Consider the following 14,266-nt stretch of genomic DNA (forward strand, 5'->3'; position numbering starts at 1 on the left):
TCTTAAATTATCCTCTTGATGTTTTTACATTTTATAATTATAAACCTCTATTCTAAAATTATTTTCTAATTTTATGTAATTTATCACTTTTTCAATCTTTATAATAGATAAATCATTATTTTTTGACATACTCAAAGTGCTTTTTCTTATTTCTGATAATGCTGTTTTATAAATGTTTATTTTTTTATTATATCTATCTATCCTATTATTAAAATCACGTTTCTCTTTTCTTATTTTATTTTTTCTATCATCACATTGTTTTATTTTTGTTTTTATACTTAACTCATTAGAATAATTAGAATAAGCTTTTTTATATTCCCTAATAAATATTTTTTTGATGATTTTAAATTTTTCTCTACTCATAAAAATATTAAGTGCTCCATATAGTATTCTACTTTGTTGCTTTTCTTCATTGAGATTATTCTCTAATTCCTTTATATAAAGTTTTAATTCTTCAATATTTCCCCTATTAACTTTTATCATATCTCCTAGTTCTATTTTATACTTTTTATTATCCGCAATTCTAGATTTATTTAAATTTACACTTTCAATAAGTTTTTTTTTATTCACCTCTAAAGATTCACTCTTAAACTTTTGCATCTTAAATAGTTTGAATATGTCCATTCTATAATTAGTTAAGTTTTCAACTAACTTTTTTAATTCTTCTGATTTTTCTACAATAGAATCGCTCAAATCAAATTCCTTTACAATAGAACTAAATATAACATTATATTCTGATGTGAAAATCATAATTTAAAACCCCCTTATTAATAATATTAATTCTTGATTTTTTATTGATGTATACTTTTTTAACTATGGGATATACTATTATTGTAGTCGACAAACAAACATTAAACTTATAGTAGGGAGATGTTAGTTATGTTAAATAATAAATTATTTATAATTTTAGGCGCAGGCAGTATTGCTAGGGCTAAAAATGGGGACTACTAATTAATTCTGTATGAAACTTAAAATACAGAGTAGTAAAGCCAATGATTATTTTAAAATAATCATTGGCTTTATGCTTTTTATTCTATTTATCTTGTTGCTCCCGTGTTTTTAGATTGTGACCGTCCTTGCTGATTTCTTCCGTTTCGTCTGGCATAACCATTAGAACGTGATTTCCCAGTAGACACTTTCTTTGTATCATCCTTACTTGCTATTACTACTATATTACTAGCAGGATAAGGATGATCCTCTATTACTGGTATTGATTTTTTTATAACCTTCTCAATATCCTTAAGAAATGGTTTTTCTTCTATATCACAAAACGATAATGCAATTCCACCTAGTCCTGCTCTGCCAGTTCTTCCTATCCTATGAACGTAGGTCTCTGGAATATTGGGTAAATCAAAATTAATTACATGAGATAGTTCATCAACGTCTATCCCTCTTGCTGCAATATCTGTAGCGACGAGTACTCTTGTTATTCCCTGCTTGAAATTATTTAAAGCAAGCTGCCTCGCACTCTGTGATTTATTGCCATGTATAGCTTGAGCCTCTATACCTTCATTGTTCAAATCCTTAGTGATTTTATTTGCTCCATGTTTTGTTCTTGAAAAGACTAAAGCAGAAACTATAGATTTATCTTTTAAGAGATGAATAAGCAATGATTTTTTATCTTTTTTATCTACAAAATATACTGCTTGTTCAATAAGTTCTATAGTTGATGAAACAGGTGTTACTGCTACTTTAACTGGATTAACAAGAATATTATCCACAAGCTTTGAGATTTCACCAGGCATAGTTGCTGAGAATAACATAGTCTGTCTAATCTTAGGCAATTGAGCTATTATTTTTTTTACATCACGTAAAAATCCCATATCAAGCATACGGTCTGCCTCATCAAGTACAAACATCTCAACATGATGTATGTTTATAAATTTCTGCTGCATAAGATCAAGTAATCTACCAGTGGTTGCAATTAAAATATCTACTCCATCTTTTAACGCATCAGTTTGTTTTTTTTGTGATACTCCTCCAAAAATTACAGTACTAGTAAGATTCATGTACTTACCATACGAATCGAAACTTTCTCCAATTTGAATTGCAAGTTCTCTTGTAGGTGCGAGTATTAAAGCTTTAATATTTTTGGGTCCTTTTATAACCTTTTGTTTTCCACAAAGAATTTGTAGTATAGGAATAGCAAACGCTGCAGTTTTTCCAGTACCTGTTTGAGCACAACCTAGAAAATCTTTACCTTCTAATATGCTAGGAATTGATGCCTCTTGGATAGGTGTAGGTTCCACATATCCCTCATCATTTAATGCTTTTTTTATTGGTGTAATGAGATTTAAATCTTCGAATAACATTTTTTCTCCTTTGGAAGTGGCTGTCTTGAACTTTAAATGTCACAAATCACTAATATCCTGTTATGAATCTTCTTGAAAATTGGAAACAACAACTTTCTTCCATGATTATATTGCATCTAAGAAACCACCCTTTATTAGCGATATGAGCATATTTAGGCTGATTAATCTTCATTTAGCTCTGACTTTATAGGTCTTTGATATATAAATAAATATGTTTCATTTTTATCAACTTCAATTTTTAATTTTATAATTTAAATATTCGTAACACTCATATTTTTTAATTATAACATATTTCTACTCTTCTAGCTATTATTCTGATTTTTATAACCCATAATAGACAATAATAAGTTTTTTTAATTTTTTTCATATACTAATTTAAAATGAATATAAATGACGAATTATCATAAACTACACTTATAAAATTTTATTTACAAAAGGAGACATTTTTATGAATGAAAGCTTTAATTTCCCCATGAGTATACCTAAGCAACACCAAGGTAAGCAACCAGGTTTTGAAACATTAATGAACCCAAGACCTATTTTTGAGGATCCAAATTGCATTGCTTCTGGAAAGTTAATGAATAAAGTTGCCCTAATCACAGGTGGTGATAGTGGAATTGGTAGAGCAGTTGCTCTTGCATATGCAAGAGAGGGTGCTGATATAGTCATAGTATATCTTAATGAACATGAAGATGCGGCAGAGACTAAAAAGCTTGTTGAATCAAAAGGTAGAAAGTGTATCTTGATTCCGGGAGATATTGGCGACGACACTTTCTGTGTAAATGCTGTCAGTCAAGCAATAAAAGAATTAAATAAAATAGACATTCTTATAAATAACGCCGGAGAACAACATCCTCAAAACAGTATTGAAGATATTACAAAAGAGCAACTAGAGAGAACTTTTAAAACTAATATTTTTGGAATGTTTTATATGGTTAAAGCAACATTACCATATTTAAAAGAGGGAGCTACAATTATAAATACCTCATCAGTCACTGCCTACAAGGGTCATAAATCATTAATTGATTACTCATCAACTAAAGGCGCGATAGCTACATTTACTCGTTCGCTCGCTCTTTCCCTTGCAAGTAGAAAGATACGGGTAAATGCAGTTGCTCCAGGCCCTATATGGACGCCACTTATCCCCTCATCTTTCAGTGATAGTGATGTTGGTGAATTTGGAAGTAATACACCTATGGGAAGACCTGGCCAGCCCGTTGAGCTTGCTGAAACATATTTGTTTTTAGCATCAAATGGTGCATCCTATATAAGTGGTGAAACTATTCACGTTAATGGTTGTACTATTATAAATGGATAATACATCCCACTAATCAATTAGCATAGTTTATATTATTTTCGTACTCAAAAATAAAAAACGAGAAAATAGACAGCAATTCTTTGCTGCCTATTTTCTATTAAATCATCTCTTTTAAATTTTCATTGCTTAATCATGTATTAATACATATAGACATATTTTTTTATATTTTGGAAAAATTCATGTATTTTCTGTTAATATATCCACACATATAATAATAGCTCATTGGCAATTATATATAGCAAAAGTATTATTAAAAGTGATTTGACTTTTATAAATTTGTACTATTAAATTATTTTTATAAAGGGGGAATTTCATCTTGAAAAAAACGCTTATTGTTACACTTATTGTAATCTTGCTTTTCAATATAGGAAATATATCAATAACAGCTGCTGCAAATGATACAAACAAAAAAGAAAATAGCAATATATACGATGTAACAATGAAACAAGATATTTTATGCTTAATGATTGCTTATCCTGAATACATTAAAAATATAGAGAAAAATAATGGTTATGTATATCTAAACATGAAATCAGGTAGAAAAATATGCTACGATGATAAAAAAGTAAAGAGCGTTCAAGAAAAACTTGTAAACCCAGACCTTCAAGACACTTTAGCTCAAATTTATCCTTTATCTCCTATTAGATGTGTTATGAGAGCAGATTTTGATCCAGGCCGTTATAGATCTTACGGGTTATTATCTGAAGTTTATGGTACATCAAAACAAGTCATAGAAAATAACCTTACAAAAGTTAATATTATTTACAATAATTATCAATTTAACAAGTGCAATAACGCATCTAATTCATTAAAATCAGTTATGGAAGAATTAAAGCCTTTATTAAAAATGGACCAAAATTTGCGAAACTGTCTTTTACCTTGCAGCGGAACCTTTAATTATCGAGTAATTTCAGGTACTAATAGATTAAGTCCACATTCTTTTGGAATTGCTATTGATCTTGCCAGTGACAAAAGGGACTACTGGAAATGGTCTACCAAGGCTGCAGGGGAAAAAAGACTATCATCATATTCAACTGAACTTGTAAAAATCTTTGAAAAAAACAACTTTGTTTGGGGTGGTAAATGGTCCCACTTTGATATTTTACATTTTGAGTATAGACCTGAAATAATTTTAAAAGCACGCTATTTTCCAAGTAGCAACGTTCTAAAAAAAACATGGTATGAAGGCGCTCCAATACAAGAGGTTTCTATAAAAAATGCGATATATAAAATTGATTCATTAATAAAATAATAGGAGTATAATATTATGAATTTACGTAAAATTCAAAAATCACAATCATTCAAACTTAAATTACTTATATTTGTCATACTTCTTTTGTCAATGCAAGTATATATTAGTTATGCAAATGTTATTACTGATGAATCAAAAAAAGAAGTAACTAATTATATAAACCAAATTTTTAAAAACAGAAATAAAGCTATATTAAATGGTGATTTAGAATTAATACAATCATTTTATAATATGGACACAAAATATGGCACCTGGGCATATGAGTATGAAAAGAAAAAAATGGATTACATTAACAATTGGGCTGAAAAACAAGGAATTAAATTTACGGATATTGTTCCAACTTTAATTATAAAAAGAATTAAAGAAAACAATGGTAATTTTTCTATATATTTATTATGTTCAACTGAATACAAATATATATATATAGATGAACCAAAGCTTGAAAACACATCAAGGATTGGAACATACCACAACTTGCAACTTATGAGTAAAGATGGTTCTTGGGTTATCTCTAAAGAATGGTACAAAGACCCTTTCGCAAATTCTTTAGACCTAAGTAATATAAAAGCAGATTCAATAAAAGAATATATATTATTTCAAAAACGGAGAGATTTTAAAAACATAGGTCAAAGACGAATGGATACAGTAAAATATGCTGATAAATATTGTGGCGCTGCAAGCGATAGTGAGTATAAATATAACATGATTTATCGTGACTATAATCCTCAAGGTGGAGATTGTGCAAACTTTGCATCCCAAATTCTTTTTGAAGGAGGAAAATTTAGAAAAAATTCCACATGGAGTTCAGATAAAAACGGAGCAACAAAAGCTTGGCTTAATGCAGATAGCTTTAAAAGATATATTATATATAGCGGTAGAGGATCCGTAATTGCCTATGGAAGTTATGACAAAGTATATAAAGCTAGTTATAAATTACTGCCAGGTGATATTGTTGCTTATGAAAACAAAAATGATATTACTCACATTTCTGTTGTTACAGGGGCTGATTCAAGAGGATACTCTTTGGTTAGTTGCCATAATTCTGATAGAAGTAAAGTGCCTTGGGACCTTGGATGGAGTGATAAAAATATTAAATTTTGGTTGATTAAAGTTCACTTTTAATAAATTATAAGGAGATGAAATTATATGAAAACAGAAGAACAAATCAAATCAGAAGTAACAAGGCAAGTTATCGATAATATGAAAACCTCTTTAAATGATGAATTAACTGAAGTTGAAAAGGAATTTGAAGAAACTTATAAAAGTAAACTTGAACAGGAAATACAATACACTTTAGAACTCTCAGAGACTGGTCTTGCACATAATTCAAGTAAAACAATAAAAGTAGAAAACAAAAAGTTACTACAACAATTAGATAATATAAGAAGCGACAAAATTAAAGTTGAGAATAAAATAAAAACTTTAAATGAGTTTGAGAATATATAAACCTAATAATCTTTTAGATCAGATTTAACATAAGCCTATAAGTTTTATAGGCTTATGTATTTTTTTATTCTCTATATACAAAAAGTAACTCAGCTACCTATAATATATTTTTTCACTAAATTGAAATATATAAATTATCTTAAATACCCAATTGACCAATTTAAGTCAAAAATGCTATTATGAACTAAGTAATTGAAATATAAAAAATATTTGGTAGGTGATTAATCTATGAGTCAGTGTAACTGTACTAGTTGTAATAACACTCTATGTGCGAAAAAAGTTCCCATATTTTCTTCGCTCTCAGATGAGCAGATAAAAAAGATTGTAGATATGACGGGACATAATTCTTATGAAAAAGGAGACATCCTATGTCGAGAGGGAACGAAATCTGATACTTTATTTATAATTAATGAAGGTGGAGTAAAGATTTCAAAATTCACTAAAGATGGTAAGGAACAAATTGTTCACATTCTAACTAGTGGTGACTTCTTTGGTGAACTAAGTCTTTTTAATGATAACGAGACTTATAATTTTAACGTTTACGCTATATCCGCACTAAAAATATGTACACTTACTAAGCAAAACATGGATGGAATTCTTATAAATAATCCTGAAATTTCTTTGAAATTACTTCAAGTAATTACAAAACGTTTAAATCAGACTGAAAATCTTGCTCAGAATCTTGCTACAAATGATGCTGAAATTAGAATTGCTTATATGATATTAGTATTTGCTGAAAAATATGGTGTTTCTACTGCTCATGGTCTTCAGGTTGAGTTACCTATTAATCGAGAGGAGATGGCAAGTTATGTTGGGGTAACAAGAGAAACAATAAGCAGAAAGCTTAGTAAATTTGAAGATTTAGGGATTTTAGTTCATAAAGGTAATAAGCTATTAGTTATAAAGCAATTAGATATGTTAAAATCTTATGTGGAATAAATAATAACATTCCTTTACTACTCTAGTTGACTTATACTTTTTATTATAGTATTATTTATTTTAGTAAATATATTATATTATGATATATTTATATTTTGTAATTGATAAGGAGAATTAACTTACCATGAATATTTCTACTAAAGGAAGATACGGTTTAAGAGCAATGGTAGATATAGCTGTGCATTCATTTGGTGACTATATACCATTAAAAATTATTGCTGAAAGACAAGCAATTTCTGAAAATTATTTGGAACAAGTTTTTTCAATACTTAGAAAAGCTAAACTAGTGAAAAGTGCGAGAGGATCACAAGGTGGTTATACCCTTTCAACTGAAGCATCAAAAATCACAGTAGGCGAGGTTTTAAGAATACTTGAAGGTGACTTAAATATCGCAGGTGATGTTGATGGAGCCTCTGGTCTTGATAATAATATAAAGGTTTGTATAGACACTATCGTATGGCAAGAAGTTAATAAACAAATTAATAAAGTTATGGATTCTGTAACTCTACAGGACCTAGTAGAAAAATATAAAAGTCTAAACTCAGAGTATACCCTAGACTTTATAATATAAATAAAGAATAATGGCACCTGTATTATACAAGTGTTGTTATTCTTTATTTATATTTATGACCATTTTATTATTTAAATGCATATATTAATTCTTAAATATAATCATAATTTAAATGTTTAATCACCTTATAAGTTTACATTTCATATATTGAAATGCAAATGATAAAAAGGGAGAACATATATGGAATTAATTTTATCTGCATTATCATTTAGTTTATCCTCTAACCTAGATAACGTAGTTATAGGAATTGCTTACGGAATAAAGAAAGTAAAAATAGGGATAATTGCAAATCTTATAATAGCAATTGTAACATCTACAGCAACATTTTTATCTATGCTAATTGGGGTTTATATATCAGAATTTTTGCCTCGCACTGCAGCCAATGGAATAGGTGCTATTATTATTATTATTTTGGGATTATATTTTGTATCCCAAAGCATAATAAAGCTTGTTAATAATACGAAGTCAAAGGAACTTGCCTTAAAAGATATCACTGATATGATAGAGTATGCTGAAAAATCAGACTTAGATAATTCTGGTGATATAAGCAATAAAGAAGCACTAATTATAGCATCTGGATTAACCTTTAATAATTTAGGAACAGGGATTGCCGCAAGTATAACAGGAGTTAGTATACAGTTTACAGTCATATCAACATTTATATTAAGTTTTCTTGCAATCAAATTTGGAGAAACCGCAGGTAATCATGTTTTGGGTAAAATTTTAGGTAAATTTGCCCCATTATTTTCAGGTATATTGCTAATATTACTTGGTATTATTGAATTTATAAATTAACATTTTTAAATTTATATAATATAGATTATTAGTAAATACTATTTGAAATATCCAAAACCATAAACAGACCTAATACACTATAAGATATTTATATTGTATTAGGTAAAATGAGATTATAAAATTTATTAGATAATCTTTCTCTCTTGGATTTATTTCAAGTAAATTATAATAAACATAGATAATTATTGTTATTAAGAGTAAACTTAGGAATATAAACATTTATTGTTAAACAAAGGAGGAATAATTTTGGATGTAAATCAAATATCACAATTATCACAGCTTATGGGTATTGGAGGCACACAATCAGTTACAGGTGTTTCAGGAAGTGATGCTAGTACCGGTTTTGAAGCTTTGCTTAAGCAACTAGTGGATAGTTCACAAAAACAGACTTCAAATAGTGTTGGGGCAAGTACTCCTATCATAAACAATAAAACTAGTGGAGTCGAAAGTATATCATTACAATCCCAAAAGGCTCAACAACTTCAACAGATGGTCATGCAACAAATGATGCAGATTATGACAACTCAAAATGCAGACAGTAGTTCAAGTACTGGTACAGATGGAAGTAACAGTAGTTCAGAAAGTCTCTTTCCAAGTACAAACAACAATAAAGACTTATCTCAATTAATACAAACTATAACTCAACAACAAAATAGTACCGGTAATAGCACTAATATTAATAATTCAAATTTAATAAGCACTGTTCTAAGCAATAGTACTTTATAAATTTAAAATTATGTGTGTATTATTGACAAATTAAAAGCACCCATACTTTGGGTGCTTTTAATTAATTGTTTTTACTTTATGCTTATTACTTCTTCATTTAATTCAAATAAGTCCTGCAAAATCCCATCAATAATATTTTCATCAATAAATGCTTTCAATTTTGGATTACGTTCTTCAGTATTAATATACTGAAGAAAATACCCACCCACTTTTTTTGCAATACTTAATTTAATAGATATATTTTGCTCTATTCCATCCTTATTAAATAAAATAAAAGTAACGTTATCATCGGTATATTTTATACATACTTTTTTATAAAACTTAATATCTATATATTCATTTAAATCTGTTATTGCTCGAATATTTTTTATATTGTATTTATCCAAATTCCCATTAAAAACATCCACAAAATTTTGCATTGCTTTGCTAATTATAGTTCTATCAATAGTCATATTTCTAAATTGCAAAACTAATTCTTCCTTCCAATTCATCTTATTCACTCCCCCTATAACATATCCTCCTATTAAGCTATTCATAAAAAATAAAAAAGATACTGTGTTTATTTGAATTTAACTATATTTTACATAAATAATATACCCTATAGGATAGACCTTTCATTGTCTACTCCATAGGGTATATTTTAATCTTGATTAATTCTTAACTACCTAACTCCTTCACTCACAAGGATATATATAATTAGCTGCAGTACGTACTTCTATTTCACTTGGGTCACTTATATCATCGTCTGGAAGTACAAATACTAGTTTCTTCTCAATTGTACCACATTCATTGCTACTACATTCATTTCTACATACTATTGTAATAAATCCTCTAAATGCAAGTATTCTATGGAACTTATCATATATAATACATGCAACAGCAACTTTTTTATCAAAGCATACATTATTTACTTGTATTCTTACAGTTAATAGTCTAGCACCATGTTTTTCCATGTCTACTGGATCTGCATTAATAACACTACATAAATCACATGAACATTTATCGCATTTATCATTTTTACCCATTTAATAAAACTCCTTTTCATATAAAATTTTACATATATCTATTCAATATATTTTCAACTTTTACATTGATATATGTTCTCCTAAATAAGATTAGTATCTTAATTCAGATCTAAAAAGTTAAATTAATGGGTTTATATATAATTTTGATAATGTATACTCTACACTATAATATATTCAGTTATAAATATTTTTGTGAATAAAATTAAAGATAAAGAGCCCTAGGAATTACTCAGCGCTCTTTAACTATTTTTAAAATTAATAATTACTACTTCACTACATCTTTTACATACTAATACAGCAGATCCATCATTACAGTTCTTAAATTCAAATTCTGTAATAGGTTTATCTGTTTTCAAGTCTTCAATATTTCCACACTTGCACAGTAACTTCATTCTAAATCCCCCATTCACTCAAACATCCTTAAATTATTGTACATCAAATCTTAAAAAATATCCACTACCCAATAGTTAATACATTCCTACCTTTTGATTTTAAGTGTCAATTTTAGTTAAAGAGCATATTATATAATGACTAAAGTCAAGGAGTGATATTATGTCGACGTATGAAAATAGACAACCTTATACTGATTGTTGTGACGATTATTATGATAAGTGTGATTGTTGTGATCCATGGTTTGAACCATGGTGTGATCCTTGGAGTGATCCTTGGAGTGACGATAATTGTTGTAGAAAAGAACATTCCAATAACCATTGCTATAAAGAAAACTAATATAAAAGCGGAGTTGATATTTAAGCGCAACTCTGCTATTTTAAAAAGTCGATAATTATTTGTATTGCCTAAATAAAAAAATTTCAGCCTAAGGTAAACCAAATTCTATATCAATTATTCTTTATATTTTTCAATATACTCCAAAAGTGCCATACTAACTAAATCCATGCTTTTACAATCTTCATGTTTTTCTGTAAAATCCTTAAATTTATCCCACACATATGAATATACTCTAATTGTATTTGTCGTCTTGAATTCTTCATCAAGCATTTCTTCATCAATCTTTAATTCTTGTGACTTCGATGTATCAATTATAATTTTGTAATCAGTTTTTTGCTTTTCTATTTCAGTCTTACCTGCTACTTTTTTCTGTTCTTTTACAAAATCATAAGCTGAATCAATAGCTTCATCTATGCTATCAGAATTAAAGCTCACACAAGGAATTGTATCATCTAATGTTAAACAAAACTTAGAACTTGATTGGATTTTCACCTTAAATCCTGCATCAATTAATTTCTCTAATTTATTCATTGTTGCACACCCTTTACTTTTATATTTATTATATTTACTTCCTTTTCAAATATAATACATTTTTTAAATCAATTTCAGTTATTTATAAATTTAGTATGCCATGCATTAAAGTATATTATTCCATAACAAAAAATCTTACAACTTCTTAAATACTTAAATATATTGTAAAGTATTAATATATCGTCTAATTTAATCAAAAAAACACCCCCAGATATATATAGTTTCATATATACATCTAAAAGTGTTTTTTATCATCAACTCATCAAAACTCAGATGTCTCTGCAATCGCTTACTTTAAGCAATAGCATTAACCCTCAAATTCCTCTGGATACTCCGCATTGTAATAGACATCCTGAACATCTTCATTATCCTCAAGTGTATCTATTAAATCCTGAACCTTAGCTGCACCTTCCATGCTAACAGGAACCATATTATCTGGAATCATTGTAACCTCAGCTGATGCAAACTCAAAACCTGCTTTCTCGAGCACTTCTCTTACCTGTCCAAAGGTTTCTACAGTAGTAATAATTTCAAACATTTCTTTATCTGCATTAAAATCTTCGGCCCCAGCTTCAAGAGCTATCATCATGATTTCATCCTCGTCCATACCTTCAGTTCTCTCTATTATAATTTGCCCTTTTTTTGCAAACATCCAGCTCACGCATCCAGCTGCTCCCATATTTCCATGATGTCTATCAAAAGCATGCCTTACTGTCGCAACGCTTCTATTTTTTTTGTCCGTTAACGTTACTACTACTACAGCAACACCTTCTGCTCCATATCCTTCATAAACTATTTCTTCGTAGTTTACGCCTTCGAGCTCCCCAGCGCCTTTTTTAATTGCTCTATTTATTGTGTCCAGTGGCATATTATTAGATTTAGCCTTTGCAACTACGTCTCTAAGATGAGCGTTGTTCTCTAACTTAGATCCACCATTTTTAGCTGCCATTATTATTTCTTTACCTAATTTCGTAAAAACTTTACCTCTTATAACATCAATTTTACCTTTTTTTTGTTGAATATTATGCCATTTTGAATGTCCTGACATTTGAAATCCCCCCCAACTATTTTAATGTGGAATATTCCTAACCGAGTTAATAAATATCGATATTTCTATGAATTAACTACAAGTACATTACCTTCATATTATATCATAGAAATAAAGCACTTTTCAAATAAATAAGTAATGTATATTTTACTTCTCTTTCTCATTTAAAAGTGTTGAATTTATAACTTCATTATCATAAAGTCTATGTTCTAGCTTAAAGTACATTTTCTCCTTCTCTTCTTCAAACAAAGCCTTTCCTGAGGTAACCTCAGTTATTTGTGACTTTAGGTTTTCCAAATTGCTATACTGACAGAGTATTTTAATTTTTACAATGTCTGTATACTCTACATTTTCTATATAAAAGTTATCTTTAGCACAGACATGTTGCACTTTTCCTAGTAAATCATATTCAATTATTATTTCGAGTGAAACACCTTTAACTTTTTCAACTACCCCACCCTCTTTAATAGCTAGGGATGCACCTTTTGAATACGCTCTTGCAAGCCCTCCAGTTCCTAGAAGAATTCCTCCAAAATATCTAGTTACTACCACTACTACATCAGTTATATCACTTTTTTTCAACACTTCGAGCATTGGAATTCCACCAGTACCTTGAGGTTCTCCATCATCACTATACCTTTGTATTTCTCTTCTTTCACCAATTATATATGCATAAACATTGTGCCTTGCTTGTTTGTGCTTATTTTTAATTGTTTGAATAAATCCCTTAGCTTCCTCTTCATTTTCAACTCTTTTTCCATGACCAATAAATATTGATTTTTTTTCTTTAAATTCAGCAATTGATTCATCTTTTATAGTAAAATAGCTCATTTTAATTATCCCACCTATGATTAAATGTTCTAAGTCAGATTTAATTTTGCCCTAACTTTATATCTCTATTTGCCCCATCAGCAATAAAAAACCCTGCGCAGCATTAATTATGTATTGTTTATCTGTGTTTTCATATATATACTTTATTTTTACAATAGCTTTTTCACTCTTTATTTTACCCAGGGACTTTATTGCATAACTTATAACTTGTGGATTTTCATCCTCAAGTGCTCTAAGTAATGCTCCTTCAGCTCTTAAGTCACCTAATTTCCCCATAGCTGAGACTGCCATTCGTCGCACATTTATAAATTTATGCACGGATGCCTTAATTAATATATTCAAAGAAGATTTTTCATTTAATTCCCCTAAAATCCAAATTGCAACCTCTTTGTCCTTCGGATGCATCTCCACATAATTGTTCCTTATTAACTCAATTAATTGGTTTTTATTATCCTCACTTATAGAATTTAAAAAATAGATTTTATCTTCTTTCCCTGCTTTAGCAATGCTCTTAAAAAGTTCATCAGTATCATTGCTATGCACTAAAAATCTATATTTAATTTTACCATCTATAATATGTTTTTGTACAATGGCATTATCCAAATTTCTAATTTTACATATGGCCTCCATGGTTTTTCCTTCCAAAAACAAGAAATAGGATATTTCCTCATTAGAATATTTACTAATAGATAACCAGTCAATTTCAACTAATCCTTTTTTCAAAAACGTCGCTCCTTACCTTA

General features: G+C 28.9%; 18 protein-coding genes. 9 read left to right on the plus strand and 9 right to left on the minus strand.

The features are described from left to right. Positions 1 to 24: 24 nt before the first annotated feature. Positions 25 to 750, minus strand: coding sequence for a hypothetical protein (locus A7L45_RS11980; protein ID WP_071612998.1), 726 nt, complete (start codon positions 748 to 750; stop codon positions 25 to 27). A gap of 287 nt (positions 751 to 1,037) precedes the next feature. Further along, on the minus strand, positions 1,038 to 2,312 hold the full coding sequence (locus tag A7L45_RS11985) for a DEAD/DEAH box helicase (RefSeq protein ID WP_071612999.1): 1,275 nt from the start codon (positions 2,310 to 2,312) through the stop codon (positions 1,038 to 1,040). A 448-nt stretch (positions 2,313 to 2,760) separates the two neighbouring features. Here A7L45_RS11985 and A7L45_RS11990 point away from each other — a divergent pair, with 448 nt between their 5' ends. The 8 genes from A7L45_RS11990 (at position 2,761) to A7L45_RS12025 (ending at position 9,359) form a co-directional block, all read left to right on the plus strand. Next, the gene (locus A7L45_RS11990) at positions 2,761 to 3,630 is read left to right on the plus strand and encodes an SDR family oxidoreductase (protein WP_071613000.1); all 870 of its coding nucleotides are present in this window, start codon (positions 2,761 to 2,763) and stop codon (positions 3,628 to 3,630) included. Between the two features lie 316 nt (positions 3,631 to 3,946). Further along, positions 3,947 to 4,882, plus strand: a complete 936-nt coding sequence (locus A7L45_RS11995; RefSeq protein ID WP_071613001.1) for a M15 family metallopeptidase — start codon at positions 3,947 to 3,949, stop codon at positions 4,880 to 4,882. Between the two features lie 15 nt (positions 4,883 to 4,897). Next, entirely contained in the window at positions 4,898 to 6,004 is a 1,107-nt protein-coding gene (locus A7L45_RS12000) for an amidase domain-containing protein (RefSeq protein WP_071613002.1), read from the plus strand. Between the two features lie 24 nt (positions 6,005 to 6,028). After that, on the plus strand, positions 6,029 to 6,328 hold the full coding sequence (locus A7L45_RS12005; protein ID WP_071613003.1) for a hypothetical protein: 300 nt from the start codon (positions 6,029 to 6,031) through the stop codon (positions 6,326 to 6,328). Between the two features lie 228 nt (positions 6,329 to 6,556). Further along, positions 6,557 to 7,267, plus strand: coding sequence for a Crp/Fnr family transcriptional regulator (locus A7L45_RS12010; RefSeq protein WP_071613004.1), 711 nt, complete (start codon positions 6,557 to 6,559; stop codon positions 7,265 to 7,267). A 124-nt stretch (positions 7,268 to 7,391) separates the two neighbouring features. Further along, positions 7,392 to 7,838, plus strand: coding sequence for an RrF2 family transcriptional regulator (locus A7L45_RS12015; RefSeq protein ID WP_071613005.1), 447 nt, complete (start codon positions 7,392 to 7,394; stop codon positions 7,836 to 7,838). A gap of 180 nt (positions 7,839 to 8,018) precedes the next feature. Further along, positions 8,019 to 8,633 (plus strand): MntP/YtaF family protein, encoded by a 615-nt coding sequence (locus A7L45_RS12020; RefSeq protein WP_071613006.1) that lies wholly within the window; start codon positions 8,019 to 8,021, stop codon positions 8,631 to 8,633. A 246-nt stretch (positions 8,634 to 8,879) separates the two neighbouring features. Then, entirely contained in the window at positions 8,880 to 9,359 is a 480-nt protein-coding gene (locus A7L45_RS12025) for a hypothetical protein (RefSeq protein WP_071613007.1), read from the plus strand. 71 nt (positions 9,360 to 9,430) lie between these two features. On the opposite strand, the gene A7L45_RS12030 is transcribed toward A7L45_RS12025, so the two are convergent. From A7L45_RS12030 to A7L45_RS23230, 3 genes are all read right to left on the minus strand, one after another. Beyond that, positions 9,431 to 9,850 carry a hypothetical protein gene (locus tag A7L45_RS12030; RefSeq protein WP_071613008.1) on the minus strand — a complete coding sequence of 140 codons (420 nt, stop codon included), beginning with the start codon at positions 9,848 to 9,850 and terminating at the stop codon, positions 9,431 to 9,433. A gap of 183 nt (positions 9,851 to 10,033) precedes the next feature. Next, positions 10,034 to 10,384 carry a hypothetical protein gene (locus A7L45_RS12035; RefSeq protein ID WP_071613009.1) on the minus strand — a complete coding sequence of 117 codons (351 nt, stop codon included), beginning with the start codon at positions 10,382 to 10,384 and terminating at the stop codon, positions 10,034 to 10,036. A gap of 239 nt (positions 10,385 to 10,623) precedes the next feature. Beyond that, positions 10,624 to 10,776 (minus strand): hypothetical protein, encoded by a 153-nt coding sequence (locus tag A7L45_RS23230; protein ID WP_153882466.1) that lies wholly within the window; start codon positions 10,774 to 10,776, stop codon positions 10,624 to 10,626. Between the two features lie 160 nt (positions 10,777 to 10,936). Here A7L45_RS23230 and A7L45_RS23235 point away from each other — a divergent pair, with 160 nt between their 5' ends. Continuing rightward, on the plus strand, positions 10,937 to 11,113 hold the full coding sequence (locus A7L45_RS23235; RefSeq protein WP_169829593.1) for a hypothetical protein: 177 nt from the start codon (positions 10,937 to 10,939) through the stop codon (positions 11,111 to 11,113). Between the two features lie 114 nt (positions 11,114 to 11,227). On the opposite strand, the gene A7L45_RS12040 is transcribed toward A7L45_RS23235, so the two are convergent. From A7L45_RS12040 to A7L45_RS12055, 4 genes are all read right to left on the minus strand, one after another. Beyond that, positions 11,228 to 11,644: a hypothetical protein gene (locus A7L45_RS12040; RefSeq protein WP_071613010.1), complete on the minus strand. Its 417-nt coding sequence runs from the start codon at positions 11,642 to 11,644 to the stop codon at positions 11,228 to 11,230. Positions 11,645 to 11,951: 307 nt separating this feature from the next. Continuing rightward, positions 11,952 to 12,692 carry a YebC/PmpR family DNA-binding transcriptional regulator gene (locus tag A7L45_RS12045; RefSeq protein WP_071613011.1) on the minus strand — a complete coding sequence of 247 codons (741 nt, stop codon included), beginning with the start codon at positions 12,690 to 12,692 and terminating at the stop codon, positions 11,952 to 11,954. 147 nt (positions 12,693 to 12,839) lie between these two features. Continuing rightward, the gene (locus A7L45_RS12050; RefSeq protein WP_071613012.1) at positions 12,840 to 13,523 is read right to left on the minus strand and encodes a YigZ family protein; all 684 of its coding nucleotides are present in this window, start codon (positions 13,521 to 13,523) and stop codon (positions 12,840 to 12,842) included. A 57-nt stretch (positions 13,524 to 13,580) separates the two neighbouring features. Beyond that, entirely contained in the window at positions 13,581 to 14,246 is a 666-nt protein-coding gene (locus A7L45_RS12055; RefSeq protein WP_071613013.1) for a HEAT repeat domain-containing protein, read from the minus strand. Between the last annotated feature and the right edge of the window lie 20 nt (positions 14,247 to 14,266).

Source organism: Clostridium estertheticum subsp. estertheticum (assembly GCF_001877035.1).
Lineage (GTDB): Bacteria > Bacillota > Clostridia > Clostridiales > Clostridiaceae > Clostridium_AD > Clostridium_AD estertheticum.

Bases quoted from the DNA above. Each gene is read 5' to 3' on its own strand.
- A7L45_RS11980 (WP_071612998.1), bottom strand. From the start codon at position 750: ATGATTTTCACATCAGAATATAATGTTATATTTAGTTCTATTGTAAAG.
- A7L45_RS11985 (WP_071612999.1), bottom strand. From the start codon at position 2,312: ATGTTATTCGAAGATTTAAATCTCATTACACCAATAAAAAAAGCATTA.
- A7L45_RS11990 (WP_071613000.1), top strand. From the start codon at position 2,761: ATGAATGAAAGCTTTAATTTCCCCATGAGTATACCTAAGCAACACCAA.
- A7L45_RS12000 (WP_071613002.1), top strand. From the start codon at position 4,898: ATGAATTTACGTAAAATTCAAAAATCACAATCATTCAAACTTAAATTA.
- A7L45_RS12005 (WP_071613003.1), top strand. From the start codon at position 6,029: ATGAAAACAGAAGAACAAATCAAATCAGAAGTAACAAGGCAAGTTATC.
- A7L45_RS12010 (WP_071613004.1), top strand. From the start codon at position 6,557: ATGAGTCAGTGTAACTGTACTAGTTGTAATAACACTCTATGTGCGAAA.
- A7L45_RS12015 (WP_071613005.1), top strand. From the start codon at position 7,392: ATGAATATTTCTACTAAAGGAAGATACGGTTTAAGAGCAATGGTAGAT.
- A7L45_RS12020 (WP_071613006.1), top strand. From the start codon at position 8,019: ATGGAATTAATTTTATCTGCATTATCATTTAGTTTATCCTCTAACCTA.
- A7L45_RS12030 (WP_071613008.1), bottom strand. From the start codon at position 9,850: ATGAATTGGAAGGAAGAATTAGTTTTGCAATTTAGAAATATGACTATT.
- A7L45_RS12035 (WP_071613009.1), bottom strand. From the start codon at position 10,384: ATGGGTAAAAATGATAAATGCGATAAATGTTCATGTGATTTATGTAGT.
- A7L45_RS23230 (WP_153882466.1), bottom strand. From the start codon at position 10,776: ATGAAGTTACTGTGCAAGTGTGGAAATATTGAAGACTTGAAAACAGAT.
- A7L45_RS23235 (WP_169829593.1), top strand. From the start codon at position 10,937: ATGTCGACGTATGAAAATAGACAACCTTATACTGATTGTTGTGACGAT.
- A7L45_RS12040 (WP_071613010.1), bottom strand. From the start codon at position 11,644: ATGAATAAATTAGAGAAATTAATTGATGCAGGATTTAAGGTGAAAATC.
- A7L45_RS12045 (WP_071613011.1), bottom strand. From the start codon at position 12,692: ATGTCAGGACATTCAAAATGGCATAATATTCAACAAAAAAAAGGTAAA.
- A7L45_RS12050 (WP_071613012.1), bottom strand. From the start codon at position 13,523: ATGAGCTATTTTACTATAAAAGATGAATCAATTGCTGAATTTAAAGAA.